The 26,305-nt window shown below is 63.4% G+C and carries 22 protein-coding genes; 12 read left to right on the top strand and 10 right to left on the bottom strand.

Annotated elements, in window-relative coordinates; all coding sequences use genetic code 11:
* Positions 1-144 precede the first annotated feature (144 nt).
* Together lgt and CCE89_RS14950 are read left to right on the top strand one after the other, a co-directional pair.
* On the top strand, positions 145-1,038 hold the full coding sequence (gene lgt, locus CCE89_RS14955; protein WP_200810365.1) for a prolipoprotein diacylglyceryl transferase: 894 nt from the start codon (positions 145-147) through the stop codon (positions 1,036-1,038).
* Entirely contained in the window at positions 1,035-2,096 is a 1,062-nt protein-coding gene (locus CCE89_RS14950; RefSeq protein WP_234990124.1) for a class I SAM-dependent methyltransferase, read from the top strand. Before lgt ends, CCE89_RS14950 begins: the two co-directional genes overlap by 4 nt.
* Here the strand turns inward: CCE89_RS14950 and CCE89_RS14945 are convergent.
* From CCE89_RS14945 to CCE89_RS14930, 4 genes are all read right to left on the bottom strand, one after another.
* Complete coding sequence (locus CCE89_RS14945) at positions 2,093-3,649, bottom strand: ABC transporter permease/substrate-binding protein (RefSeq protein WP_086438899.1); 1,557 nt, start codon at positions 3,647-3,649, stop codon at positions 2,093-2,095. The two genes, CCE89_RS14950 and CCE89_RS14945, sit on opposite strands and share 4 nt — an antisense overlap.
* Positions 3,646-4,422 carry an ATP-binding cassette domain-containing protein gene (locus CCE89_RS14940; RefSeq protein WP_086438898.1) on the bottom strand — a complete coding sequence of 259 codons (777 nt, stop codon included), beginning with the start codon at positions 4,420-4,422 and terminating at the stop codon, positions 3,646-3,648. Before CCE89_RS14940 ends, CCE89_RS14945 begins: the two co-directional genes overlap by 4 nt.
* A gap of 26 nt (positions 4,423-4,448) precedes the next feature.
* Entirely contained in the window at positions 4,449-4,934 is a 486-nt protein-coding gene (locus CCE89_RS14935; protein WP_086438897.1) for a hypothetical protein, read from the bottom strand.
* Positions 4,935-5,000: 66 nt separating this feature from the next.
* Entirely contained in the window at positions 5,001-6,518 is a 1,518-nt protein-coding gene (locus tag CCE89_RS14930; RefSeq protein ID WP_086438923.1) for a PAS domain S-box protein, read from the bottom strand.
* 189 nt (positions 6,519-6,707) lie between these two features.
* On the opposite strand from CCE89_RS14930, the gene CCE89_RS14925 reads away from it, so the two are divergent.
* The 6 genes from CCE89_RS14925 (at position 6,708) to CCE89_RS14900 (ending at position 12,040) form a co-directional block, all read left to right on the top strand.
* Positions 6,708-7,889: an isovaleryl-CoA dehydrogenase gene (locus CCE89_RS14925; protein ID WP_086438896.1), complete on the top strand. Its 1,182-nt coding sequence runs from the start codon at positions 6,708-6,710 to the stop codon at positions 7,887-7,889.
* A complete protein-coding gene (locus CCE89_RS14920; RefSeq protein WP_086438895.1) occupies positions 7,886-8,167 on the top strand; it encodes a hypothetical protein in 282 nt (93 codons plus the stop codon). Before CCE89_RS14925 ends, CCE89_RS14920 begins: the two co-directional genes overlap by 4 nt.
* Complete coding sequence (locus CCE89_RS14915; RefSeq protein WP_086438894.1) at positions 8,164-9,774, top strand: carboxyl transferase domain-containing protein; 1,611 nt, start codon at positions 8,164-8,166, stop codon at positions 9,772-9,774. The genes CCE89_RS14920 and CCE89_RS14915 overlap by 4 nt, the downstream gene beginning before the upstream one ends.
* Before the next feature lie 62 nt (positions 9,775-9,836).
* Positions 9,837-10,487, top strand: coding sequence for a lysophospholipid acyltransferase family protein (locus CCE89_RS14910; RefSeq protein ID WP_086438893.1), 651 nt, complete (start codon positions 9,837-9,839; stop codon positions 10,485-10,487).
* Positions 10,477-11,274 (top strand): DUF1295 domain-containing protein, encoded by a 798-nt coding sequence (locus CCE89_RS14905; RefSeq protein WP_327078651.1) that lies wholly within the window; start codon positions 10,477-10,479, stop codon positions 11,272-11,274. The genes CCE89_RS14910 and CCE89_RS14905 overlap by 11 nt, the downstream gene beginning before the upstream one ends.
* Before the next feature lie 136 nt (positions 11,275-11,410).
* A complete protein-coding gene (locus CCE89_RS14900; protein ID WP_234990123.1) occupies positions 11,411-12,040 on the top strand; it encodes a hypothetical protein in 630 nt (209 codons plus the stop codon).
* A 4-nt stretch (positions 12,041-12,044) separates the two neighbouring features.
* On the opposite strand, the gene CCE89_RS14895 is transcribed toward CCE89_RS14900, so the two are convergent.
* The 5 genes from CCE89_RS14895 to gyrB are packed head-to-tail and all read right to left on the bottom strand — an operon-like array spanning position 12,045 to position 18,682.
* The gene (locus CCE89_RS14895; protein ID WP_086438920.1) at positions 12,045-13,793 is read right to left on the bottom strand and encodes a bifunctional metallophosphatase/5'-nucleotidase; all 1,749 of its coding nucleotides are present in this window, start codon (positions 13,791-13,793) and stop codon (positions 12,045-12,047) included.
* A 55-nt stretch (positions 13,794-13,848) separates the two neighbouring features.
* Complete coding sequence (locus tag CCE89_RS14890) at positions 13,849-14,598, bottom strand: M50 family metallopeptidase (RefSeq protein WP_086438892.1); 750 nt, start codon at positions 14,596-14,598, stop codon at positions 13,849-13,851.
* The gene (locus CCE89_RS14885) at positions 14,595-15,722 is read right to left on the bottom strand and encodes an AI-2E family transporter (RefSeq protein WP_086438891.1); all 1,128 of its coding nucleotides are present in this window, start codon (positions 15,720-15,722) and stop codon (positions 14,595-14,597) included. Before CCE89_RS14885 ends, CCE89_RS14890 begins: the two co-directional genes overlap by 4 nt.
* 30 nt (positions 15,723-15,752) lie before the next feature.
* Entirely contained in the window at positions 15,753-16,142 is a 390-nt protein-coding gene (locus CCE89_RS14880; RefSeq protein ID WP_086438890.1) for a hypothetical protein, read from the bottom strand.
* Positions 16,139-18,682, bottom strand: a complete 2,544-nt coding sequence (gene gyrB / locus CCE89_RS14875) for a DNA topoisomerase (ATP-hydrolyzing) subunit B (RefSeq protein ID WP_086438889.1) — start codon at positions 18,680-18,682, stop codon at positions 16,139-16,141. Before gyrB ends, CCE89_RS14880 begins: the two co-directional genes overlap by 4 nt.
* A gap of 104 nt (positions 18,683-18,786) precedes the next feature.
* Between gyrB and CCE89_RS14870 the strand changes: the two genes are divergently transcribed.
* The 3 genes from CCE89_RS14870 (at position 18,787) to guaA (ending at position 24,089) form a co-directional block, all read left to right on the top strand.
* The gene (locus CCE89_RS14870; protein WP_086438888.1) at positions 18,787-20,202 is read left to right on the top strand and encodes a M20/M25/M40 family metallo-hydrolase; all 1,416 of its coding nucleotides are present in this window, start codon (positions 18,787-18,789) and stop codon (positions 20,200-20,202) included.
* Between the two features lie 84 nt (positions 20,203-20,286).
* Positions 20,287-21,843: a class I adenylate-forming enzyme family protein gene (locus CCE89_RS14865; RefSeq protein ID WP_234990122.1), complete on the top strand. Its 1,557-nt coding sequence runs from the start codon at positions 20,287-20,289 to the stop codon at positions 21,841-21,843.
* A 671-nt stretch (positions 21,844-22,514) separates the two neighbouring features.
* Complete coding sequence (guaA, locus tag CCE89_RS14860) at positions 22,515-24,089, top strand: glutamine-hydrolyzing GMP synthase (protein WP_086438887.1); 1,575 nt, start codon at positions 22,515-22,517, stop codon at positions 24,087-24,089.
* Positions 24,090-24,101: 12 nt separating this feature from the next.
* Here the strand turns inward: guaA and CCE89_RS14855 are convergent, their stop codons facing one another.
* Positions 24,102-25,364, bottom strand: coding sequence for a cytochrome P450 (locus tag CCE89_RS14855; RefSeq protein ID WP_086438886.1), 1,263 nt, complete (start codon positions 25,362-25,364; stop codon positions 24,102-24,104).
* 151 nt (positions 25,365-25,515) lie between these two features.
* On the opposite strand from CCE89_RS14855, the gene CCE89_RS14850 reads away from it, so the two are divergent.
* Positions 25,516-26,304: a hypothetical protein gene (locus CCE89_RS14850; RefSeq protein WP_086438885.1), complete on the top strand. Its 789-nt coding sequence runs from the start codon at positions 25,516-25,518 to the stop codon at positions 26,302-26,304.
* Position 26,305: the final 1 nt, after the last annotated feature.

The following is a 26,305-nucleotide window of genomic DNA, read 5'->3' as shown; positions in this document are numbered from 1 at the left end:
ATTAACCGTTCTAATTCGGTCCGCTCCATCGCTGGAACGGTCGTTTGCCTTCATCGCAGGCTTTCCCCAAAACCCCTGCTGTGCCACAAGCCGCGCAACCGGCGTGCCGGCGCGGCGCGCGACAACCATTAAGGGGTTCGCTTCTTGCTGTCACTACTCGTCGCATCGGCTGCAGCAGAGCCGATCTACTGGGAAAATCTGGGCCTTACCCCGGGGATCGATCTCGGCTTCTTTACCCTGCGCTATTACTCGCTCGCCTATCTCGGCGGCGTCCTGTTTGCCTATTGGCACCTGTCCAAGATGATCAAGCAGCCCGGCGCGCCGATGGCGCAGCGCCATGCCGACGATCTGTTCTTCTACTGCACGCTCGGCGTCATTCTGGGCGGACGGCTGGGCTATGCCGCCTTCTATGCACCCGAACTGTTCACGACCTTCGATGACGAGGGATTCGTCAGCTGGCGGCTGCTGCGTATGTGGGACGGGGGGATGAGCTTCCACGGCGGGCTGCTCGGCGTGCTTGCTGCCATCGCCTGGGTTTCGCTACGCGGCAAGCTCAGCTTCCTGCGCGTGTGCGACTATGTCGCGGTCAATGTGCCTTTCGGTTACATGCTCGGCCGACTTGCGAACTTCACCAATGGTGAATTGTGGGGCCGTGTTACTACCGTGGCCGATACGCCCTGGGCCATGGTCTTCCCCGGCGCGGGCGATGATCCACGCCATCCGAGCCAGCTCTACCAGGCCGGGTTCGAAGGTCTCGTGATGTTCATCATCATGATGCTGCTGTTCTGGAAAACCCGCGCGCGCTACCGCCCGGGCATGCTCGTCGGCATCTTTACCGTGGGCATGAGCGTGGGCCGGTTCGTTAACGAATTCTTCCGCGAACCCGATGCACAGTTGGCCCACAGAGTGGTCGAAACCGGTTTAAGTCAGGGTCAATGGCTCACAATTCCGCTGATAATTCTTGGGTTGATTGTCACGATCTACGCAGCGACTCGCAAGCCGCTGGGATCGGGCACGGGAGTTCCGTCAGCGGGATGAATGACAATGCCGGGCCGACGGACCTCAGCGAGAGATTCCGCAGGCTAATTCGTGAGACAGGACCGATTTCGCTCGCCCAGTACATGGGGGAGAGCAACGCGCATTATTATACGCGCGGCACCCCGCTCGGGCAGGAAGGCGACTTCTTAACTGCGCCGGAAATCAGCCAGATGTTCGGCGAACTGATCGGCTTGTGGCTGGCGGACATGTGGGTGCGCGCAGGCCGCCCTGAGAACGTCCACTATGTCGAGCTGGGCCCGGGGCGCGGGACGCTGGCGCAGGATGCGCTGCGCACCGCCGCACGCTATGACCTGACCCCCCAGGTCCATTTCGTGGAGGGTTCGGAGAAACTGCGCCAGGTGCAGCGCGGTGCGATCCCCGATGTGACGCATCACGATGACATCACCACCCTGCCCGAGGATGGCCCGCTGCTGGTGGTCGCGAACGAGTTCTTCGACGCCCTGCCGGTCCATCAGCTGATCCGTTCGGCGAGCGGTTGGCACGAGCGAATGGTCGGGCTCGATGGCGACAGGTTCGTCTTCGTCGGCGGTGACAAGCCGATGGATTCGATCGTACCCGAAAGCTGGCGCACCGCGCGGCAGGGCACGATGATCGAGACGAGCCCGGCGTCCGCTGCGATCATGTCCGAACTGGCAGACCGGCTGGTGGCGCAAGGTGGCGCGGCGCTCATCATCGACTACGGTGCGCGCGAATTGCGCTCCGGCTCGACCTTTCAGGCGATCCGCGCACACCGCAAGGTCGACGTGTTCGACGCGCCCGGCACGGCGGACCTCACCGCGCATGTCGATTTCGAGATGCTGGGCAAGGTCGCCCAGCGGCAGGGCGCGCAGGTGCTCGGCTGCGAAATGCAGGGCGACTGGCTCACCGCGCTCGGCATCGATACCCGGACCGAGGCACTGCAGCGCAAGTCTCCGCAGACGAAAGACGTGATCGCTCGCCAGCGCGCGCGGCTGGTCGAGGAAAGCGGGATGGGCCTGCTGTTCAAGGTGCTGGGCGTGACCGCGCCGAACTGGCCCGGAGACGCGCCGGGATTTTAGGATCCCAATCCAATCTCTTTTGCCAATATGCGCGCGGCTTCAGCCGGACGCAGCTTGTTCTCATCGCGATCGACCGAGAGGTTCGCGGCGCGCATTGCCTCCACATCGATAGCGCCAATCAGCGGGCGCAGCGCCTCGAGCAAGCGCTCTTCGTCGCGCCGTTCGGGGCTGACCAGCAGGATAGCATCGTAATTGGGGAAAGCGCCGCGAGGATCCTCCAGCACGACGAGGTTGTCCGCCGCGATCCGCCCGTCCGAAGTATAGGCACCGATTACCTGCGCTTCTCCCGAACGCAGCGCGTTATACATGAAGGTCGGAGAGAAATTGCGCGTTTCGGCAAAGCGCAGGCCATAGGCATCGCGCACCGCGATCCATTCGGGGCGCTCGAAGAACTCGGGGTCACCGCCGACGGTGTATTGCGGCGCTACGCGAGCGAGGTCATCGATCGACGTAAGGTTCCTGTCGCTGGCAAGCTCGGCTCGCACCGCCAGCCCGTAGGCGTTTTCGAAGCCCATCCGGCCGAGGACCAGCGTCCCGCTTGTCTCGTCCTCCCACTGCGTGATCGCCGCGATCATTTCGTCGCGCGGCGGGTTATCCTCGCGTTCCATGGAATTGGTCCATATCGTGCCGGTGTAATCGACCAGCAGGTCGATCTCCCCGCTCGCAACCGCGCTGTGTGCGACTGCCGAACCCAGCCCGTCGCGATAGTCGACGGTATAGCCCGCGCGCTCTAGCCGCTGCCCGATCAGCCGCGCGAGGATATATTGCTCGGAAAAGCCCTTGGCCCCGATAACCACGCGATCCTCTTGGCGGGCACCCCCTAATTGCGGGGCGAATTGCGCGATCAGCGCCGCAGCCACACCCACCGCGACGGCTAGAAGCCCGGCGATCCAGAAACCCTTGCGCCGCTCGCGCAGCCCGCGCTCGATCAGGCCGAGCAGGCCGTCGGCGACCAGCGCCAGCCCGGCTGAGGCGAAACAGCCCGCCAGCACTAGCGCCCAGTTCTGCGTTTGCAGACCGGCAAAGATCGGATCGCCCAGGCTCTTCTGGCCGATCGTCGTGGCGAGCGTCGCCGCGCCGATGGTCCAGACCGATGCCGTACGGATGCCCGCCATGATGAAGGGGGCGGAGAGCGGCGCTTCGACGAGCCGCAGCTTCTGCCCCGCGGTCATGCCCACGCCGTCCGCCGCCTCGAGCACGCCGGGGTCGAGATTGGCCTGCGCGGTCACCGCATTCCTGAGGATCGGCAGCAGCGCATAGAGGCCGAGTGCGAGGAGCGCGGGCAGGAAGCCGAGCGTCGGCAACCCTTCTCCGAACACGGCGCGCAGGCTGAGCAGGATCGGGAAGAACAGCGCGAGCAGCGCCAGCGCGGGAATCGTCTGCACCAGGCTGGCAAAGCCCAAAGTCACGCGCGCGACCGCCTCCGAACGGCTGGCCCAGACCGCCAGCGGCAGCGCGACCAGAATGCCGAGCGCGATTGCCGAGGCGGATAAGAGCACATGCGCGGCAAGCTGGTCGCCCAGCCCCATCAGGCTTGCCCAGAAGTCGCTCATCGCTCCATCGCCGCGAGCTTTTCCGCCTGCGCGCGCGGCACCGCAACGAGCCCCTGCGCGATCTCGCCGCCCTTGCCCGCCAGCAAGCCGCCCGGCGTTTCGTCGGCGACGATGCAGCCTGCATCCATCACCAGCACGCGGTCGGCCAGCAGCAACGCCTCGGCCATGTCATGCGTTACCATCACGGTGGTCAGGCCCAGCCTTTCGTGCAGTGCCCGCACACGCTCACCCAACGCATCGCGGGTGATCGGATCGAGCGCGCCGAAGGGCTCGTCCATCAGCAGCAGGTGCGGATCATTGGCGAGCGCACGTGCGACGCCGACCCTCTGGCGCTGGCCTCCCGAAAGCTCGTCGGGCATACGGGCGGCGAGGTCAGCCTCTAGCTCGACCAGTTCGAGCAGTTCGGCGATCCGCGCCCTGGTCAGGCTTTCGCCGCCCAGGCGTGGGCCGATTGCGATATTCTCTGCCACCGACATATGCGGGAACAGACCGATACCCTGGAAGACATAGCCGATGCGGCGGCGGAGCGTCGGCGGGTCGAGCGCGGTCACATCCTCGCCTTCGAACATCACGCGCCCCTCGCTCGGCGCTTCGAGCGCATTGACCATCTTGAGGAGCGTGGACTTGCCCGAGCCCGATGCGCCGACCAGCGCGACGAAACTACCCGCGGCGATCGAACGGCTCACCGCGTCGACTGCCACGACGGGACCGTAAACCTTCGAAACCGTCTCGAACGCGATCAGCGGCGCGTCGGAGGACGCGTCAGGCGGCATGGGTGCGGGAGTGCCCTCCGCGATGCCTATTCCCCGCTCCCCTGATCGTCCTCGCCGTCCCCTTCATCATCCCCCTCTCCGGGGCCGACATAGCTGATCTTGCGCAGTTCGACCGCGCGGTCCTCGCTATCGGTGGCGCGCAGGGTGTTGTCCCGCTCGAGCGTTCCCAGGGTCCAGCAGTCGCCCGCCTTGCCATTGTCGGAAGGGACGAAGCACACTTCATCCGCCTGGCGTTTTTCCCACTCGCCGCTTTGCAGCGCTTCGCCATTGCGGAAATCGCGATAGGTGCCGTCCGGGTCGAGCATGGTTGTGTAGACTGCACCGTCCTCGCCCACGACCAGCCAGCCGCTTTCGGCCAGGGTCAGATCGCTTTGGGGCGCTTCCGGCTGAGCCTCCTCGCTCGGCTCGCTGGTTGTGGCTGCCTCGCTACCAGTTTCGCTCTCCGGCGTGCATGCGGAAACTGCAAAGGCCGCAGGAGTTGCAAGGGCTAGCAGGGCTGGGGAGAGGCGCATGGATATATCCTGCTGTCAGTTGGCAATGCACTGCAGGCTAGGCTGCAAAGTAGCCCGCGCCAAGCCTCAGGCTCCGATCCGTTCGAGCGGGAGTGTGATACTCACCGCCAGCCCATCCGCATCCCATTGCTTGTCGAGGCTTCCGCCCAGCTGGTTGCGCGTCGCCATGTCGATGAGGCGAGAGCCGAACCCTAGCGAACTCGGCTCGTGCACCGGGGGACCGCCATGCTCCTGCCAGGCGATGGTCACGCAATCATCGGTTCGCTCTATCGCGATCGTCACGCGGCCGTCGGCTTCGGAAAGCGCGCCATACTTGGCTGCGTTGGTGGCCAATTCGTGAAAGATCAGCGCGAGGGGCGTTGCGGCGCGCGGTCCCACTTCGACCCGGTCGCCGGCGAGTGCCACCCGTTTGCCGGCACCGTCCTGATACGGCGCCATGAGGATATCGAGCAGCGCGACGAGTTCGTCGCTTTTCTCGCTGTCGAGCGGGCGCACGAAATCCTGCGCGCGGCCGAGCGAGCGGATGGCGGCGGTGAGTTCCTGGCCGAAGGTCTCGAGCTTCTCATCGCCGCGCGACCGCAGCGAGATCAGGCCCGAGATGACCGAGAAGATATTCTTGATGCGGTGCGCCAGCTCACCGGCGAGCAGCTCGCGCTCTTCCTTCTGGCGGTGAGCATCGTCGATATCTGTAAGCGTGCCGAACCAGCCGGTAATCTCGCCATTCGCATCGTGCAGCGGAAGGGCGCGCGACAACATCCACACGTATCTGCCGTCGTTCCGGCGGAACTTGTATTCGGCTTCGTAGGGCTCGCCCGCCTCGAACGTCTTTTGCCAGTCTTCGAGCCAATGATCGCGCTCTTCGGGCAACCAGTAATTCTGGAACATGTCGGCGGAGAGATCGCCCGGCTTGTGGCCGGTGAACTCGAAGAAGCGGCGATTGCAGAACACCGGCTCCCCGTGGATGTCGGTCGACCAGGCGATGTCGGGGATCGAATCTGCAACCAGCCGAAACTTTTTCTCGCTTTCCGCGATCACCGCAAGCTGTTCGAGATTTTCGCGGCGATGGCGCAAGCGACGCATCACGCTGGCGGCGAGCACCTGCAGCCCTTCCATCTGCAGCGGCGTCAGCCCTTCTTCACGGGGCTCGGTATCGATGACGCAGAGCGAACCAAGCGGCGCGCCCTCATGGCTTATGAGCGGCGAACCGGCATAGAACCGTATGTAAGGATGGCCGGTGACGAGCGGATTCGTCGAAAAGCGGTCATCGTCCTTGGCGTCCTTGATGACCATCGGCTCGGGTTCGAGCATGGCATGCGCGCAAAAGGACGTGGGGCGCGGCGTCTCGCTTTCTTCGAGCCCTGCCCTCGCAAGGAAACGCTGCCGTTCCCTTTCCACCAGAGATACCAGCGCGATCGGCGCATTGCACAGGTTCGCGGCGAATGTGGTGATTTCCGAAAGTTCGGGATCGTCCTCGAGCGCGTCCAGCCCGTAGGTTGCAAGAATCGAGGCGCGCGCGTCCTCCCCGCAATATGCAGGAGACGGCGGCTGCCCGGGGGGCCACGGATGAAGCTGTACAGTTTTCATGCGACTCGTCCGATCGGGTTCCATACAGAATTGAGGCGAAAGGACAAATCGCAATTGAAGGGCCGAATTCGCCGTCGAAAGGACACCAAAGTGCCTGACCGCGTTTAACCGAGGCGGCTGCACCATTTGCGCCGCGTCCCAGCGCTGGTATGGGCGGCGCGTAACAAAATTTCCGAATAGAGGCTGATTATGCGTGCCACCCCCGATTTCGACTTCCAGCTCGGCGAAAGCGCTCAGATGATCCGCGAGAGCGTCGGCCGCTTTGCCGACGAGCAGATTGCCCCGCTGGCGGAGAAGATCGACCGCGAAGACTATTTCCCGCAGGACGAGCTGTGGAAGCAGATGGGCGAGCTTGGCCTGCACGGCATTACCGTGGACGAGGAAGATGGCGGCCTCGGCCTCGGCTACATCGAACATGTGATCGCGGTGGAGGAAGTCAGCCGCGCCTCTGCCTCGCTCGGCCTATCCTATGGTGCGCATTCGAACCTGTGCATCAACCAGATCCGCCGCTGGGGGAATGACGAGCAGAAGGCGAAATATCTCCCCGGGCTGATCTCGGGCGAGCATGTCGGCAGCCTCGCCATGTCCGAAGCCAGCGCCGGTTCGGACGTCGTCTCGATGAAGCTGAAGGCCGAAGCCGTCTCGGACGAGCGCGGCGAGGGCTATGTCCTCAACGGCACCAAGTTCTGGATCACCAATGCGACCTATGCCGATACGCTGGTGGTCTATGCCAAGACCGACGGGAATGCCGGTTCGCGCGGCATCACCGCCTTCCTGATCGAGAAGGGAGATAAGGGCTTTTCGATCGGCCAGAAGATCGAGAAGGTCGGCATGCGCGGCTCGCCCACGGCAGAGCTGGTGTTCGACGATTGCTTCGTGCCCGAAAACCGCGTGATGGGGCCGGTCAACGGCGGCGTCGGCGTGCTCATGAGCGGGCTCGATTACGAGCGCGTCGTGCTCGCCGGGCTTCAGCTTGGCATCATGCAGGCCTGCCTCGACACGGTCATCCCCTATCTGCGCGAACGCAAGCAGTTCGGAAAGCCGATCGGCAGTTTCCAGCTGATGCAGGCAAAGGTCGCTGACATGTATGTCGCGCTGCAATCGGCGCGCGCCTACACCTACGCGGTGGCGAAGGCCTGCGACAACGACCAGACGACGCGCTTCGACGCGGCGGGCGCGATCCTGCTGGCTTCGGAGAATGCCTTCAGGGTCGCTGCCGAAAGCGTGCAGGCATTGGGCGGCGCAGGCTACACGCTCGACTGGCCGGTCGAGCGTTACATGCGCGATGCCAAGCTGCTCGACATCGGCGCGGGCACCAACGAGATCCGGCGAATGCTGATCGGCCGTGAGTTGATCGGGGCGGCGGGGTGAGCGAAACCACCCTCACCATCCTGCAATGGTATGGCGCAGGAGCCGGGCTGATCGCGGCACTGATCGTGTCGCTCAACCTCGGCACGCGGCCGACCGGCTGGGGCTTCGTCATTTTCGTGACGAGCTCGATCGCGCTGATCGCCTGGGGCTTCCTCAATGACGAAGGACAGGGCATCGGCTGGCAGAATATCGGCCTGCTCGTTATCAACCTGATCGGCGTCTACCGCTATCTGTTCGCCGCGAACGGCGACACGAAGCAAACGAAAGAAACATCGTGACCGCATCCGTTCTCACCTCCACGCTCGACCGCGACGCGCCTGATGCGAAGGCGCGTTTCGAGCATAACAAGGGCCTTGCCGAAGACTTGCGCAGTGCTGTCGCCGAGGCGGCACTCGGCGGCTCGGAAGGCAGCCGCGAGCGCCATGTGTCGCGCGGCAAACTGCTTCCGCGCGAGCGGGTCGAGCGCCTGCTCGATCCGGGTTCGCCCTTCCTGGAGATCGGCCAACTCGCCGCCAACGGCATGTATGGCAAGGACGCGATCAACGGCGCGGGGCTGATCGCGGGGATCGGCCGCGTTTCGGGCCGACAGGTCATGATCGTATGCAACGATGCCACGGTGAAGGGCGGCACCTATTATCCGATGACGGTGAAGAAGCACCTCCGCGCGCAGGAAATCGCGATGGAGAACCGCCTGCCGTGCATCTATCTCGTCGACAGTGGCGGGGCGAACCTGCCGCACCAGGCGGAGGTCTTTCCGGACCGCGACCATTTCGGCCGCATCTTCTTCAACCAGGCCAATATGAGCAGCCAGGGGATCCCGCAGATCGCCTGCGTCATGGGCAGCTGCACCGCGGGCGGGGCGTATGTCCCCGCCATGAGCGACGAGACGGTGATCGTGCGCAATCAGGGCACGATCTTCCTTGCCGGGCCACCGCTGGTGAAGGCGGCAACGGGCGAGGAAATATCAGCTGAGGATCTGGGCGGCGGCGACCTCCATGCCAAGAAGTCGGGCGTGGTCGATCATCTTGCCGAGAATGACGAGCACGCGCTCACCATCGTTCGCGATATCGTCAGCCATCTGGGCGACAATTTTGCCGAGGCCAGGAATGTCGAGCTGAAGGAACCGCGCCCGCCCAAGTTCGACGCGGACGATCTCTATGCGCTGGTGCCCGAGGATGTGCGCGCGCCCTATGACGTGCACGAAGTGATCGCGCGGCTGGTCGACGGTAGCGAGTTCCACGAGTTCAAGCAGCATTTCGGCAGCACGCTGGTCTGCGGCTTTGCGCATATCTGGGGCATGCCGGTGGCGATCCTCGCCAACAATGGCGTGCTGTTCTCCGAAAGCGCACAAAAGGGCGCGCATTTCATCGAACTCGCCTGCCAGCGCCGTATCCCGCTGCTGTTCCTCCAGAACATCTCCGGCTTCATGGTCGGCGGTAAATATGAGGCGGAAGGCATCGCCAAGCATGGCGCGAAGCTGGTGACAGCCGTCGCCACCGCCACCGTGCCCAAGATCACCGTAGTGATCGGCGGCAGCTTCGGCGCGGGCAATTACGGCATGTGCGGTAGAGCCTATCAACCGCGCTTCCTCTTCACCTGGCCCAATGCGCGCATCTCCGTGATGGGCGGCGAGCAGGCGGCCTCCGTCCTCGCCACGGTTCACCGCGATGCGGACAAATGGTCCGAGGAAGAGGCGGAAGCGTTCAAGGCGCCGATCCGCCAGAAATACGAGGATGAGGGCAATCCCTATTACGCCACCGCGCGGCTGTGGGATGACGGGGTGATCGACCCGGTCCAGACCCGCGATGTGCTCGGCCTAGCCTTTGCCGCAACCCTCGAAGCGCCGATCGCCGAACGTCCGCAATTCGGCGTGTTCAGGATGTGACGATTGAAACCTTCTCGCTTTCCGCTGCGTAGCTGCTACGCCGTAGCGTCAAGGGAGAGGGCATGTCCGATAAATCGTCTGGTGCGCATCGCAAGCGCTCCATCCTGTCGCGGATCGTGCGGCGGATCATCATCGCGATCTATCACGGCAAGGGCTGGAAGCTCGACGGGCACCTGCCGCGCGACCTGACCAAATATGTCATCGCGGGCGCGCCGCACACCTCCAATTGGGACTTCGTGTTCTTTACCGGCGCAACCCACGAACAGGGCGTGCAGCCCAACTTCATGGGCAAGCACACGCTGTTCCAGGGCTTCATGCGCAATTTCATGTTCGACATGGGCGGGATCTCGGTCGACCGGACCAAGCCGACCGATGTCGTCGACCAGGTGGCGGCAGAGTTCGCACGGCGAGATGAGCTGGCGCTGGTCATCGCGGTCGAGGGAACCCGCGGCAGCGACGGCACGTGGAAATCGGGCTTCTACCGCATTGCGATGGCCGCAGGCGTGCCGATCGTGCCCGCCTATGCCGACAATGACCGCAATGTCGTGGGCTTCGGACCGCCATTATGGCCGACTGGCAATTATGGCGAGGATTTGCTCAAACTGGCAGGCTGGTTCCGTTCGAAATTGCCGGATTACGAACGTTTCAAGGTGCTCGAAGCACAGGCGCGGGGGCTGATCGCGCAACAGGGGGAGATACGCGATGATAATTGAGGCCCTCGCAACCAATGCCGTCATCCTGCTGGGGGTCGTGCTGATCCTCTGGGTGATTTCGGTGCGGATCGACGACGTGAGTTTCATCGATGCGTTCTGGGGCGCGGGCATGGCGCTGATGGCCTTCGTCAGCTGGCTGCAACTGGCCGAGCGCGGACCGCTCGCGACGCTGTTGATGGGGATGACGGTCGCCTGGGGCCTGAGGCTCGGCATCTACCTGCTGCGGCGCTGGCGGCACGAGGGCGAGGACAAGCGTTACAAGCTGATCCTCAAGAAGGACCGCGAGAAGGGCAATTTCGCCTTCGCAGCGCTGGTCAAGGTCTGGTTGATGCAGGCCGTGCTGCTGTTCATGGTTTCGAGCCCGGCGCAATATGGCATCCTGGAGGCAGGCGGCACGGAGCCAATCAGCGGCCTCGCGCTGGTCGGGCTTGGCGTCTATCTGATCGGCATATTCTTCGAATGGGTCGGCGACTGGCAGCTTTCGCGGTTCAAGGCCGATCCGGCGAACGAGGGCAAGGTGCTCGACACCGGCCTGTGGCGATACACGCGGCACCCCAATTATTTCGGCGACTTCATGGCCTGGTGGGGCATCTGGATCGCGGCGGCCTCTGCCGGTTGGTGGGTTGCGGCAGCAACGGTGATCGGTCCGCTGTTCCTCAGCTTCACGCTCACCAAATGGTCGGGCGTAGCGCTGCTGGAGAAGGGCATGGATAAGTCGAAAGGCGACAAATACGCGGACTACAAGCGGCGTACCTCGGCCTTCATTCCCATGCCGCCGAAGGGCTGAACGACACGAGGACGCGGCCGCTTTCGTCGATAAACGTCTTCAGGTGAACAATCCCGGGCTTTAACCCAGTGCCGTGCGTCCCTAGATTGCGGGACAGGGCAGGAATCGCTGCGGTTCGATCTTGAGGGAGGTTTGCGTGACTGCGGAAGAAGCCAGAGCAAAGCGCGCCGAACTGGTGCAGCTGGCGATGGAACTGATCGAGAAGCGCGGTTCAGGCGTTACGCGCAGCGATCTCGCGGCCGAAAGCCGCATCTCGCGCTCGCGGATCGAAACCATTTTTCCCGAAGAAACCGATCTGTTCGAAGCGATCGTAGAGGAATGGTACGCGCACGACATCAGGGTCATGGAAGAGGTCGTCGCTTCCGATCTGCCGATCCAGCGCAAGTTCTACGAATTCTTCGCCCGCCGCTATGTGCGTGAGCGCGAACGCTTCGAAGAAGATCCCGCGCTGTTTGCGCTCTACTGCGAACTGGGGAGCGACAATTTCGAACAGGTCAGGGGGTTCATCGATCTTGCCGACCACTATCTCACCGAACTGATCGCTCAGGCGCAGGCCGAGGGATATTTCGAAGGGCTCGCGATCGACCGTGCGCTGACGCTGATCAACCAGATGATGATCGCCTACACCTCGCCGAACGTGCTCATGATGATCGCCCACCGTCTGACGGAAGAGAAACTGGCCGCGATCCTCGATGTCCTGTTCGCTGGACTCAGTGGGAAGAATGTCGAAGCCGGACAGTCCAACGGCCTGCGCGTAATCCGGTAATCGCCTATTCCGGCGTTGCGTCGGTCACGCGGCCTTCGGGCGGCAGGGTGCGCACTTCTTCCTGCGCCAGCCACAATTCCAGCGCATCGAGATCGAGCCCGCCCACGGTCGTATCGGTGCCGTCTTCGAAGACGGTGAAGCTGTCACCGCCTGCCGCAAGGAAGCTGTTCATCGTCACGCGATAGGTCGCTTGCCGATCGATCGGTTCGCCGTTGAGCGTCGCGCTGACCAGGCGGTCACCAGCCGGCCTTCTCATGTCGTATGTCATGGCAAAGCCTTCCGACACGCTGAAGGTCTGGACGAAGCCTTCATCGTCGAACTGCTGTTCGAGCAGTGCGATCAGCTGCTCGCCGGTGTAGCTACGCGTCACCAGCGTGTTGCCGAAGGGCTGGACCGCGTAGATCTGGCCAAAGGTGATCGTGCCATCGTCTGCCGGGGCCAGCGCGGTGCGAACGCCCGAATTGTTCATGAAAGCGATCTGTGCGCCTGCCTCCTGCGTGGCGAGGAGTTGCGCATCGGCGATGGCATTGCCGAGCGGGGTTTCCTCGGTTGCGGGGCCGGGATCGCGCGGGTCGCCGGTGACGCGTCCGACCGGGCGATCGGCGGCGGCGCGCGAGGCATCGGCATAGCGCGCGACATAGGCGGCGACGTCCGGATCGGCAGCATATTGGCGAAAACCCGGATCGGGCGAAGCGGTTTCGCCATCGCGCGTCGTGCCGACGCTCTGCACCACCTTGTTGTCGGCGCTCAGCACGCGCGCATCACCGGTCGCGGGATCGAGCTCGAGCGCGATATCGGTGAACAGCGAGCTGCCATAGCCGGCGCTCGTCACCCAGAAACGACGATCGGTATCGATGTCGGTGAAGTCGCAGACATAGGAGCGATGGGTGTGCCCCGAAATGACGAGATCGACGCGCGGGTCGACGCCTTTCAGAATGTCGATCAGCGGGCCGGATACGCCGCCGCAGCTTTTGTCGTTATAGCCGACCTCTGTGTAGAGTCCCTGGTGGATCGAGACGACGATCGCCTCGATGCCTTGCGCGGCCAGTGCCTCGACCGAGGCATTGATCGCCTGTGCTTCGGGGGTGAAGTCGAGCCCCTCGACGCCGCTCGGGGTGACGAGCGTGGGGGTCTCTTTCAGCGTCAGCCCGATCACCCCTACCTTGACCCCGTCATACTCGCGGATGCCGTAAGCCGGGAACAGCGTCGTGCCGTCGGGCATGATGACGTTGGCGGCGAGGAACTGGAAATCGGCACCACCATATTCCGGCTCGACCGCGCAGGGCTTGCGTAGCGTGAACTGCTCGCAGCCGCCCTCCTGGATGCGCTTCAATTCCTGCCATCCGCGGTCGAATTCATGGTTGCCCACCGCGTTGAAATCGAGCCCGATGCGATTCATCGCGCCAATCGCGGGCTCGTCGAGAAAGTAGGAAGAGATCAGCGGGCTACCGCCGATAAGATCGCCTGCCGCGATGACCAGCGAATGCTCGTCCTGCGCGCGCGTTTCCGCGACGGCGGTGGCGAGATGCGCGGCCCCGGCAGCGTAGAGCTCGGTCCGTTCGCCGTCATTGCCCATCACCGTGATCGGGCGGCGGATCGGTTCGAGATTGCCGTGGAAGTCATTGAGGCCGATCACGCGCAAGGTCACTGGCGCTTGAGTATCGGGAACTGACGATACAACCGGCAGGTTTTGGGGAACGCTGACACAGGCGGAGAGGGAGAGCGCGGCAAGCGCTGGGAGAAGCTTCTTCATGGCTCCGCAGATGGCGCGCATTTATGGCAAGCGCAAGTCAGCGCCGGTCAACGCACTATCGACGCAGGCGAGAGGCGCGCCCCGCTGGCTGGGCGAGCGCGTACTTCAGGCTCAGCCCGATGATCGCGGCCGAGGCGGCGATGATCAGCACCGCCCAGACCCAATAGGGCAGTGCCAGCGCTTCCTCCATGGCGCAGGTATCGGACAGCATGAACTGGCCGCCGATCACAGCACGGCAGGAAAAGAGGTAATCCCAGTCGCGCAGCATGCTCATCGCGGCAAGCACGCCGAGGAACTGGAGCGAGAAGCGGTCGAGCCAGGGCGGGCCCTTGATGGCGATCCAGCCGAGAGCCGCCGCGACGAGCGGCAGAACGGTAAGCCCGACTGCGCTGCGAACCCAGATGAGGGCCGAGAGCACGAGGATGCCGGCGAGCGCGAACAGCGCGGGCTTCCACCATTTCTCCCGGCTGGAGGCGAGAATCAGCGCAGCGCCGATCACCACCGGGCCGAGCGGGCCGCCGGCTGCGACCAGCGCGCGGGTCAGCCCGCCGGGCTCGCCGCCGGGATAGAGCGTTTCGGCATAGCCTGAGCCGGAGGGGAAGATAACCAGCCGGTGAAAGTCATTGCCGAGCAGCATGGCGGTAAGTCCATGACCCATCTCGTGGAACCAGGTGGTGAGGATGGTGAAGGGATAGACCAGAAAATTGCCGAGCGGCAGCTGCGGCAGGAACACCACCAGCACGCCTGCCAGGAACAGCCGACCGAGCTGTTCGGCGGGAGAACCGGGGGCGACCGGCTGGATCATTCGGGTGCTGCCTGGAGAATAGCTTCTGCGTCCTTCACCTCGTCAGGAGTCTCTACGGGGACTGGCTCGCGGAAATCCTGGATGATCGACCATCCGGCGAGGAACAGGCCCGCGACCAGCGGACCGAGCACGACGCCCGAAAGGCCCAGTGTCGCAATCCCGCCGAGCGTGGTGATCAGGATTATCCAGTCGGGAATACCGGTGTCGCGTCCAACCAGTATCGGGCGCAGGATATTGTCGGCCATGCCAATGATGACCACGCCGGAGAAAACCACAAACAGCCCCTCCCAGATCGATCCGGTCGCGAGCAGGTAAATGGCGGCTGGAACCCACACGAGGCCCGAGCCGACTGCGGGTAGCAGCGAGGCAATCGCCATGACCATGCCGAACAGTACGACGGATGGCATGCCCACGATCCAGAACGTGATCGCGCCCAGAGTGCCCTGTACGATGCCGACCACCACCGATCCCTTTATCGTCGCGCGCACAATGCCGATGAAGCGATCGGCGAGCTCTCTCACGATGGTGTTTTCGAGCGGAAGGTCATGCATGATGCGTGCGGAAATGGCCTTGCCGTCGCGCAGCAGGAAGTAGGTGACATAGAGCCCGGTGGCGAAGCTCAGCACGAAGCCGAATACGCCGCCGCCGATCGAGATCGCCTGTTGCGCGATCAGCCCTGCACTCTCGCCGATGAACTGCTGCGCGCTTGCCTGCATTTCGCTCATGTCGCCCCAGCCCGAATCGTCGAGCCACTGCTGGATATTGCTGGGCAGCGCGTTGATCACATCGTCCACCAAAGCGGCGATGTCGATGCGCCCTTCCTGGAAGGCAATGACGACATTGGCCGCCTCGTCCACGATCAGCCCGCCAATGATGAAGCTCGGAATGAGCACCGCGAAGGTGATGATCAGGAGAGCGGCGACGGCGGACCGGTTGGGGCTGTCGTTGCTGCGCGCATAGATCCACTGATAGAGCGGCTGGAACATGATCGCTGCCAGCGCGGCCCAAAGCAGCGGCGCGGCAAACGGCCACACGACATAAGCCATTGCAAGGGTGATCGCGGCGAGGAACAGGTAGAACCCGCCACGGTTGATTGCGCTGCCTTCGTCACCGGGATTGTCCATCAACGCTCCTTGCCCGTCACGTAACTGGTCTCAAAGACTGGCATAGGCGAACCAGCCGGCGAAAAACAGCGTCGGCAGTGCCAGCAGGCGATATGCGATCGGCGGAATGCGCTCCGCCCACCATTGCGCATAGTTGTGATGCCAGCGGCGCGGTGCCAGCATGATGAGGATCGAGCTGGCGATAATAAACCAGCCGCCCCATTCGAAGAACAGCGGCGCCTTGGAGTAATCGGCACGGATGACCATGGCGACCCCGACCAGAGCCCGGACGATATGTTCGCCGAAGTGGATCGTGGGAGTGCTGGCCATGGCTGCCAGCGCGCGCTGCGCCCGTGCGGGAGCGAATGCCATTACGCCCGCAGCGAAAGCGAGCCAGCCGGCGGCAATCAGGATGCAGCCGGTGGCAAGCGCCTGGATCACACGTCTAGGTTCGCGACGTTGAGAGCATTGTCCTGGATGAACTCGCGGCGCGGTTCGACCACGTCGCCCATCAGGCGGGTGAAGATCTCGTCGGTGACGTCTGCATCCTCGACCTTCACCTGCAGCAAGACGCGAGCTTCGGGATCGAGCGTGGTCTCCCACAGCTGTTCCGCGTTCATTTCGCCCAGTCCCTTGTAGCGCGAGACGGACATGCCCTTGCGGCCTGCCGCGAGAACCGCCTCGAGCAGTTCGGTCGGGCGCGTGATCGCATCTCCACCCTGTGCAACCGGGGTATCGTCGAGTTCGACGTCGTCTTCGGGTACCGCCTCGGCGTCCTCGACTGTTCCCTTCACCAGATGGGCGGGCTGGACATAGGCTTCGGCCTGCTGGCCTGCGAGGCCGTGCAGCTTGTGCGCTTCGGTGCTGGTGAGGAAACGCGCCTCGATCTCGTGGGCGTCGGTTACGCCGCGCCATATGCGCTTGAACAGGACGGTTCCGTCGTCGCGGATCGACGCGCTCCATTCCGCTTCGGTGTCGCCCATGGCCATGCGCTGTGCCGCCAGTTCGAGCGCCTGCAGGCGCGTCGAATCGTCGAGCGAAGGGTCGAGCGCGCCCGACAGCGCCATCTGTTCGATAATCGCGGAATTGTAGCGGCGCGGCACGAAGGCCAGCAGATTGCGGAAGCGCAGGGAGTGATCGACCAGCGCGCGCAGGTCGGCACCCGTGCGCGGGCCGTCGGCGGTTTCGAGGATACGACCCTGCAAACCGCCATCGACAAGATAGCGGTCGAGCGCCGCATCGTCCTTCAGGTACACCTCGCTGCGGCCCTTGGTCACCTTGTAAAGCGGCGGCTGCGCGATGAAGAGGTGCCCGGCCTTGACGATCTCGGGCATCTGGCGGTGGAAGAAGGTGAGCAGAAGCGTGCGGATATGCGCGCCGTCGACGTCGGCGTCGGTCATGATCACGATCTTGTGATAGCGCAGCTTTTCGAGATCGAATTCGTCGCGAATACCGGTGCCCATCGCCTGGATCAGCGTACCGACTTCCTTCGAGCCGATGATCCGGTCGAAACGCGCACGCTCGACATTGAGGATCTTGCCCTTGAGCGGCAGGATCGCCTGCGTCTTGCGGTCGCGGCCCTGTTTGGCAGAGCCGCCTGCCGAATCGCCCTCGACCAGGAACAGTTCGGCCTTGGTCGCGTCGCGTTCCTGGCAATCGGCGAGCTTGCCCGGCAGCGAGGCGACGCTCATCGCGCCCTTGCGGCTCATCTCACGGGCGCGGCGAGCGGCTTCACGCGCAGCGGCGGCGTCGATGATCTTCTGGATGATGGCCTTCGCATCGGCCGGATTTTCTTCCAGCCATTCGGTCATCTTCTCGCCCATGAGCGATTCCAGCGGCTGGCGAACCTCGGAGGAGACCAGCTTGTCCTTGGTCTGGCTGGAGAACTTGGGATCGGGCAGCTTGACCGAAACGATGGCGGTCAGGCCCTCGCGCATGTCCTCGCCCGACAGGCTCACCTTCTCCTTCTTCAGCATGCCCGACGCGCTCGCATAATTGTTGAGCGTGCGGGTCAGCGCGGTGCGGAATGCGGCAAGGTGGGTGCCGCCGTCGCGCTGCGGGATGTTGTTGGTGAAGGTGAGGACGTTTTCGTAATAGCTGTCGTTCCACTGCAGCGCGACGTCGATGCCGATGCCGTCCTTCTCCGCCGAAACCGCGATGGGTTCGCTGATCAGCGCCTGCTTGTTGCGGTCGAGCCATTTGACGAAGGCCGCGATGCCGCCCTCGTAGAACAGGTCGTGCTCGAGCACTTCCTCGTGGCGCTTGTCACGCAGCAGGATGCGCACGCCCGAATTGAGGAAAGCCAGCTCGCGGTAGCGATGTTCGAGCTTGTCGAAATCGAACTCGGTGACGTTCTTGAAGGTGTCCGTCGAGGCCTTGAAGGTGACGCGGGTGCCCTTCTTCAGGCCGTTCTCGTCGCCATTGCTGTCGACCGGCGGTGCGTCGCCGCGCTCTTCGAGGCTGTTCACGGCATCGCCGTGCTCGAAGCGCATCCAGTGCTCCTTGCCATTGCGCCAGATGACCAGTTCGAGCCATTCGCTGAGCGCGTTCACGACCGAGACGCCCACGCCGTGGAGGCCGCCCGACACCTTGTAGGCGTTGTCGTCCGACGTGTTCTCGAACTTACCGCCGGCGTGCAGCTGGGTCATGATGACCTCTGCCGCCGACACGCCTTCTTCCTTGTGCATGTCGACCGGGATGCCGCGGCCATTGTCCTCGACCGAGACGCTGCCGTCCGGGTTCAGCTCGATCAGAACGAGGTCGCAATGGCCCGCCAGCGCTTCGTCGATGGCATTGTCCGAAACCTCGAACACCATGTGGTGGAGGCCCGATCCGTCATCGGTGTCGCCGATATACATGCCCGGGCGTTTGCGCACCGCATCGAGGCCCTTGAGCACCTTGATGGAATCGGCACCGTACTCGCCATTTCGCTTGCTGGAATTCGCGCCGTTTTCGGGCGTTTCTGGAGTGTTCTCGTTCATGCCGATTATATAGGCACGGGGGGCCGAAATCGAAAGGTGCAAGGGCGTCTTTCATCCACAGGCAAATGCGCTAGGATGCAGCGTCGGGCAGTGGGGGGAAGAGCATGAAATACCGCGTCTTGGCGACATTGGGAGCCAGCCTGCTGGCAGGTTCCGCCAGTGCCGCGCAGGAAGCTGCGCTGACGGCGGACCAGTCAGAGTTCCGCGACCTGTTCGAAGAGCTGGTCGAAACCGACACGACGCTGAGCAACGGAAGCTGCACTCTCGCCGCCGAACGCATGGTCGACCGCCTGCGCGCCGCCGGATTGCCGGAGGAAAACCTGACCCTTTTTGCGACCGAGGATGCTCCGCGCGAGGGTGGGATGGTCGCAGTTTATCCCGGCACTTCCGAGACATTGAAACCCTTGCTCGCCATCGCGCATATCGACGTGGTCGAGGCCAAGCGCGAAGATTGGGAGCGCGATCCCTTCACGCTCTACGAGGAAGAGGGCTATCTCTATGGCCGCGGCGTCGCCGACGACAAGGCGATGGCGGCAGTGCTGGTCGACACGCTCATCCGCTTCCAGAAAACCGGCTATCGCCCGCAGCGCACGGTCAAGATCGCGCTCACCTGCGGCGAGGAAACCAATGGCGCCTTCAACGGGGTCGAATGGCTGGTCGATAACCGCCGCGAACTGATCGATGCCGAGTTCGCGATCAACGAGGGCGGCGGCGGTACCGCAGACGAGGACGGCAAGGTCGTCGAACAGGCGATCCAGGTCGGCGAGAAGATCTTCGCCAATTACGTGCTCGAGTTCACCAACCCCGGCGGACACAGCTCGGTGCCCCGGCCCGACAATGCGATCACCCAGCTGGCCCAGGCGCTCGTGAAGATCGGCGAACATCGCTTCCCGCTCGAGTTCAACGATACGACGCGGACTTATTTCCGGGTCGCGGGCGAGGGGCGCGGCGACGCGATCGGCGACGCGATGGTCGCGCTTGCCAACGACCCGACGAATGCGGAAGCCGAAGCCGTGGTCAATACCGACCCGTTCCTCCACTCGAACCTGCGAACGACCTGCGTCGCGACCATGCTGGAGGCAGGACACGCCCGCAATGCTCTGGCCCAGCGGGCGCAGGCGAATGTGAATTGCCGCATCTTCCCCGGCAACACGATCGAAGAGGTCGGCGAGGAACTGGCGCGGATCGTCGATGATGAGGCGCTTTCGATCACCATCCTCGAGCCGCGTCGTCCGGCACCGCCGCCCCCGCCGATGGACGAGCGTGTACTCGGGCCCGCGCGCGAACTGGTCGAGCGTTACTTCCCGGGCGTTCCGCTCGTGCCGGTCATGTCGAACGGTTATACCGATTCGACCTTCCTCACCGCGACGGGCATTCCGGCCTATGGCGTCCCGGGTGCTTGGGGCGATCCCGATGGCAATGGCGTTCATGGTCTCAACGAGCGCATCAGCGCCCGCTCGCTCTATGTCGGGCGCGACTTCCTGTTCGACCTGATCAAGGCTTACGCCAGCCCGGAGTGAGGGCGGCGGGTGCCGGCCCCATCGAATATCGCCGCTATTGATTTGATACTTGTCGGGCGATGCGCGGCGGCTAGTGTGCCGCCCATGACAAACACCGACATGCTCCAGACATTGCAGGCCGACTTCGGCAATTTTTCACAAGTGTTGGCCGGTTGGGCCGAATGCCAGCCGGACAAGCCTGCCTTGCGGGACGAGAATGGCGAGATCACCTGGGGCGAGCTGGGCGACCGCGTCGAGCGGATTGCGGCGCGGCTGCTCGAAACCGGGCTTGAGCGCGGGCAATCTGTCGCGATCCTCGGCACCAGCTGCATCAATTACGCGCTGGTCTTCCTCGCCGCGGTTCGGGCGGGCGGCGTGGCTGCGCCGCTCACAACCAGCGCTTCGAAGGATCAGCTGATAGGGATGGCGGGAGACTCGGGCGCGCGGCACCTGTTCATCGACGCCGGCAAGAGCGCCGAGCTGGGCGAGGACTTCATGCCCGATCTCGACCATATCGCGCTGGAGGATCTCGACGGCTGGATGGCGCCGGAAGGCACCAATGCACCTGCGATCGAGCCGGGCGAGAAAGACCCGTTCAACATCATCTATTCATCCGGCACCACCGGCATCCCCAAGGGCATCGTCCATTCGCACCTGATGCGCTGGCGGCAGTTCGGCTCGACCGCAACGAGTTATCTCGCAAGCGGCCTCGAAGTCCGCTCGCTCGCCTCTACGCCGCTCTATTCGAACACTACCATGGTCGCTTTCCTTCCCCCGCTGCTGGCGGGCGGCACGGTCAACGTGATGGGCAAGTTCGATTGTGCACGCTGGCTGCAGACTGCGCAGGACCATAAGGTCACCGTCACCATGCTGGTGCCGGTGCAATACCAGCGCTTGATGGATTTCGAAGGGTTCGACGATTACGACCTGTCGTCGCTGACGCTCAAATACTGCACCTCCGCGCCGTTTTCCGCCGAGCTCAAGGCAGAAGTGCTGCGCCGCATGCCGGGCGGGCTGATCGAGATCTATTCGATGACAGAGGGCGGGGTCGTTTGCCTCCTCGCCTGCCACGAGTTTCCCGACAAGCTGCACACGGTCGGCCGCCCTGCTCCGGGGAGCGAGCTCAAGGTGCTCGACGACGAGGACAAGCCTGTCGCTCCGGGCGAGGCGGGTAATCTGATCGGGCTCTCGCAGACCATGATGAGCGGATACAAGAACCAGCCGGGCAAGACCCGCGAGGGTTACTGGACCGACCCCGAAACTGGCCTCGTGTGGCAGCGCATGGGCGATATCGGGCGGGTCGATGCGGACGGTTTCGTCGAACTGGTCGGACGCTCGAAAGACATGATCATTTCGGGCGGCTTCAACATCTATCCGGTCGATCTGGAAAACGAGCTGCTCAAGGAAGAAGGCGTGCTTGAAGCGGCGGTAATCGGAATGCCGTCAAAGCGGTGGGGTGAAACGCCGGTCGGCTTCGTCACCTTCGCGAAGGGGTCGGATGGCGATGCCGAGGCAGTGATGGCCAGCGTGAATGCGCGTCTCGGCAAGACCCAGCGGCTCGCCGCGCTTTATACCATCGACGAAATGCCGCGCAGCCATATCGGCAAACTGCTCAAGACCGAGTTGCGGGAAAGGCTGACGGCGAGCGCCGAATCGTTCTGACCTGCTCGATCAAGGGCGCATTAGGCGCGACCACCTTTTTCCGTTGGAGAGAGGACTGCAGGTCGCCGCGCCTGTTCGGCCTGAAGCTAAGGGGAACTCCGGGCAATTTGCGACCGATGGGCACTGCCGCTCGACAAAGCGGCTGGGACCAGCAACTGCAATATCGCCCAGGGGTGCGAACTTTCGCCTTTCGCGGCGATAGGGATTGATCCGTAATACGCCGCTTCGGCGGACTGCGCGATTCTGAAAGTGCGGGGATTCACGCGATCTGCGATGTTTGCGATCGAGACGCAGCCGCCATGGGGGGGAGGACTGATTTTTGGCGGCCGCGTCTCTTTCGCTGCCTATGCGCCTTGTCGCTTCGCCTCAGGCGAGGGTGTGCCCGAGAGTCAGACCGCTCATCGCGGTCGCGGCAAGGAAGGCCAGAGCGTGAACTGCAAAGCGCATCTCACTTCTCCTGCAAGCCCGGCGAGGTGGGAGAGGAAACCTCGTCTTCAGGCTGTGAGGGCGAACTAAGGTTCGATTGCACGAAACTCAAATGAGATAATGCGTAAAGTTGTTGCGTATTTTGCAAGTAACCTTGGGGCGAATTGTCGAACGCCGGGCGATGCCCGGGAAAACCGCAGCGGGCCCGCCTTGCAAGGCACCCACCACCCCACTAATCGGCGCAAATGGACGACGCACATCTCCCCGATTCCATCCTTATCGTCGATTTCGGCAGCCAGGTGACCCAGCTGATCGCGCGCCGCGTGCGCGAAGCGGGCGTCTATTCCGAAATCGCGCCTTTCACCCAGGCGGAAGAGGCGTTTCATCGCCTCAAGCCCAAGGGCATCATCCTGTCGGGATCGCCCGCCGGCGTGCCCGAAGAGGGAAGCCCGCGCGCCCCGGAAATGCTGTTCGAAGCAGGCGTGCCGATCCTCGGCATCTGTTACGGCCAGCAGGTCATGAGCCACCAGCTTGGCGGCGAAGTCCGGCCGGGGCACGAAGTGGGCGATGGCGGAGAATTCGGCCGCGCCTACCTCACCGTGACCAAGTCCTGCGCGCTGTTCGAGGGCCTGTGGAACGAAGGCGAACGCCACCAGGTGTGGATGAGCCACGGGGACACGGTCACGCGCTTTGCCCCCGGCTTCGAGATCGTCGCAATTTCGGACGGTGCACCTTTTGCCGTCATCGCCGATGAAGAGCGCAAGTTCTACGGCACACAGTTTCACCCGGAAGTCGTCCACACGCCCGATGGCGGCAAGCTGCTCGCCAATTTCGTGCACAACGTCTGCGGGCTGGCGGGCGACTGGACCATGGCTGCCTATCGCGACACGAAAGTGCGCGAGATCCGCGAGCAGGTTGGCGAAGGCCGCGTGATCTGCGGGCTGTCGGGCGGAGTCGATAGCTCGGTCGCGGCGATCCTCATCCACGAGGCGATCGGCGACCAGCTGACCTGCGTCTTCGTCGATCACGGCTTGCTGCGCCTCAACGAACGCGAACAGGTCGAGACGCTGTTCCGCGATCACTACAACATCCCGCTGGTGGTGGTGGACGCAGAAGACCGCTTCATGGCGGGCCTCGATGGCGTCGCGGACCCAGAGAAGAAGCGCAAGTTCATCGGGGCCGAGTTCATCGCGGTGTTCGAGGAAGAGGCGAACAAACTGGGCGGCGCGGATTTCCTCGCGCAGGGTACGCTCTATCCCGATGTGATCGAATCTGTTTCCTTCACCGGGGGGCCAAGCGTCACGATCAAGAGCCACCACAATGTCGGCGGCCTGCCTGAACGCATGAACATGAAGCTTGTCGAACCGCTGCGCGAGCTGTTCAAGGACGAGGTGCGCGAGCTCGGCCGCGAGCTCGGCCTCAACGACCAGTTCGTCGGTCGCCACCCCTTCCCGGGGCCGGGCCTCGCCATCCGCATTCCGGGCGAGGTTACCAAGGAACGCTGCGATATCCTGCGCAAGGCGGACGCGATCTATCTCGACGAGATCCGCAAGGCGGGGCTCTACGATGCGATCTGGCAGGCGTTCGCCGTGTTGCTACCGGTGAAGACGGTTGGCGTCATGGGCGACCATCGCACCTATGACAGCGTTTGCGGCCTTCGCGCTGTCACCAGCACCGACGGGATGACGGCAGACGTCTATCCCTTCGACGCGGGCTTTCTGACGCAGTGCGCCACGCGCATCGTCAACGAGGTGCAGGGGATAAACCGCGTGGTCTATGACTATACGTCTAAGCCACCCGGTACGATCGAATGGGAGTAAAACCCGGCACCCTCAATAGGTCGAAAGCTCGACCTGCATCGACTTGTAGCCGTGGACGAAACAGGCCGGGACCCGCTCGGGCTCGCTCAGCACGTTCACCCGCAAGCGGCGCTTCGCCATTTCCTCGAACAGCGTGATCAGCTGCAGTTCGGCGACGCGCGCGCCGACGCAGCGGTGGATGCCGTAGCCGAAGGATAGGTGGCGGCGGGCGTTCTCTCGGTCGACGCGGATCGCGTCCGGATCGTCGAACACCTCCTCGTCACGATTGGCCGAGATATACCAGAGCGCAACGCGGTCACCCTTCTTCATGTCATGACCGAACATGTCGGTGTCCTCGGTCAAGACGCGGCGCATGTGAGCGAGCGGCGTCTGCCAGCGGATGATCTCCTGCACGGCATTGGGGATGAGGTCCGGGTCCTGCTCCAGCTTCTCGCGCTCTTCGGGAAACTGGTTGAGGCCATAGGCATAGCCCGACATCGAATTGCGCGTCGTGTCATTGCCGCCCACGATCAGCAGGATGAGATTGCCGATGAACTCTTCCTCGCTCATGTGGTTCATCGCGTCGGACTGGATCATGACCGAGATCAGGTCCTTGCCTCCGGCAGCACCTTGATTGGCCATCCGTTCCTGCCAGAGCGCGGCGAAGGCCATGCCCATCTCCTGCATCTTGGCATTGCGCGCGGCCAGCGCATCGGCATCGCGGAACATGGTGATGTCGCCGCCATAGTCGGACCATTCCGTCAGCTTGTGGCGCTCCTCCCAGGGGAAGCCGAACAGCTTGGCGAGCTGGCCGGTGGTCAGTTCGATCGAGACGCGCTGCACCCAGTCGAAAGCCTTGCCGATCGGAAGCGCGTCGAGGACTTCGGCGGTCCGCTCGCGGCATTCCTCCTTCATTGCGGCGACTTCGCCAGGTCCGAAGCTCGGCGCCACGGTGCGGCGCTGTGCGGTGTGTTCGGGCGGGTCCATCGCGATGAACATCGGCTGGCGGATCTCGTTGGGGAGCAGCGTGTCGCTTTCCGCAGCGAGGGTGATTCCGCCATAGCGCCAGTCGGAGGAGAACAGCTTGGGCAGCGCCTCGATATGCTGGATCGGCTTGTGCGAAGAAACCGACCAATACGCGCCGTACTTGCTTTCCGGCACCCACTGGATCGGCGCGTGCCGGCGTAGCTGACGGAAGGGTTCCTGCCACCTGTCCTCGGTATAGAGCTCTGCGCGGGTCACGTCGATCGGGTCGATCTCGGCGGGTTTGACCGTGAGGTCGGCGGCTGTAGCCATGGCGATTCTCTCCTCTCCCGACCGAAAAGCTACTCCAAGCGCGCCTGATCGCCAAATCGGAATGCGGGGGATCGAACGCCGCGCAGAGCGATTGCATGACCGCTCCCCGAAGTGCATGACACGGGACAATCATGCCAAGTGAGGGAGCAGGATGAGCTGGGAAGACCAATTCGCCGAGGATGCCGAGCAGCGCGAAGCCTCCGCCCGCGGAAAATCGCGCAGCGTCACCGTGGGTTGGACGGTACGTTTTCCGCAAGGGGGCGACGCGATCTGGGCGGCGCCCAAGCCGTTCACGCGTAACGATCCCAAGCCAGCCTCGGCCAAATCGGTCCAGGTATGCCCGGCGGCGATCGACTTCGATCGGCGACATTTTGTCATTCCCTCCCCGATCGACATCAATCTCGGCTTCAATCGACAGCCCAACGGGCAGCTCCAGCTGATCGACATGGACGGCGAGAAGTCGGGCATGCGCCCACAGGGCCGCGCCAACATGATGATGCTGCACCCGCCGAGCGAGTGGCGTCACCCCGAACGCCCGATCGTGCAGATTACCGCGCCCTATGTCTTCGTGGCGGACGAGCCCTGCTACATCGTGCAAACACCGCCCTATCTCGACTGGTTTCCGACCCCGCGCCCGGGGCTACAGATGGGCGGCCGGTTTCCGGTCCATATCTGGCCGCGTCCGCTGTCATGGGGCTTCGAATGGCAAGATGTAACCAAGCCGCTGCAGCTGAAACGCGGCGAACCGTGGTTCTACGTTCGCTTCGAAACCGAAAATCCCGGTGCGCATGTTCGTCTGGTCGAACAGGAAATGACCGACGACCTGCAGAAGTATCTCGACAGCATCGTCGATGTTTCGAACTATGTGAACAAAACCTACTCGCTGTTCGGCGAAGCGCGGCGGATGCGGCCGGACAAGCTGCTCAAGCCGAAAGGATGAG

Source organism: Altererythrobacter xiamenensis (genome assembly GCF_900177715.1).
GTDB classification, from domain to species: Bacteria; Pseudomonadota; Alphaproteobacteria; order Sphingomonadales; family Sphingomonadaceae; genus Erythrobacter; species Erythrobacter xiamenensis.
This window is presented reverse-complemented; position numbering and strand designations above follow the sequence as displayed.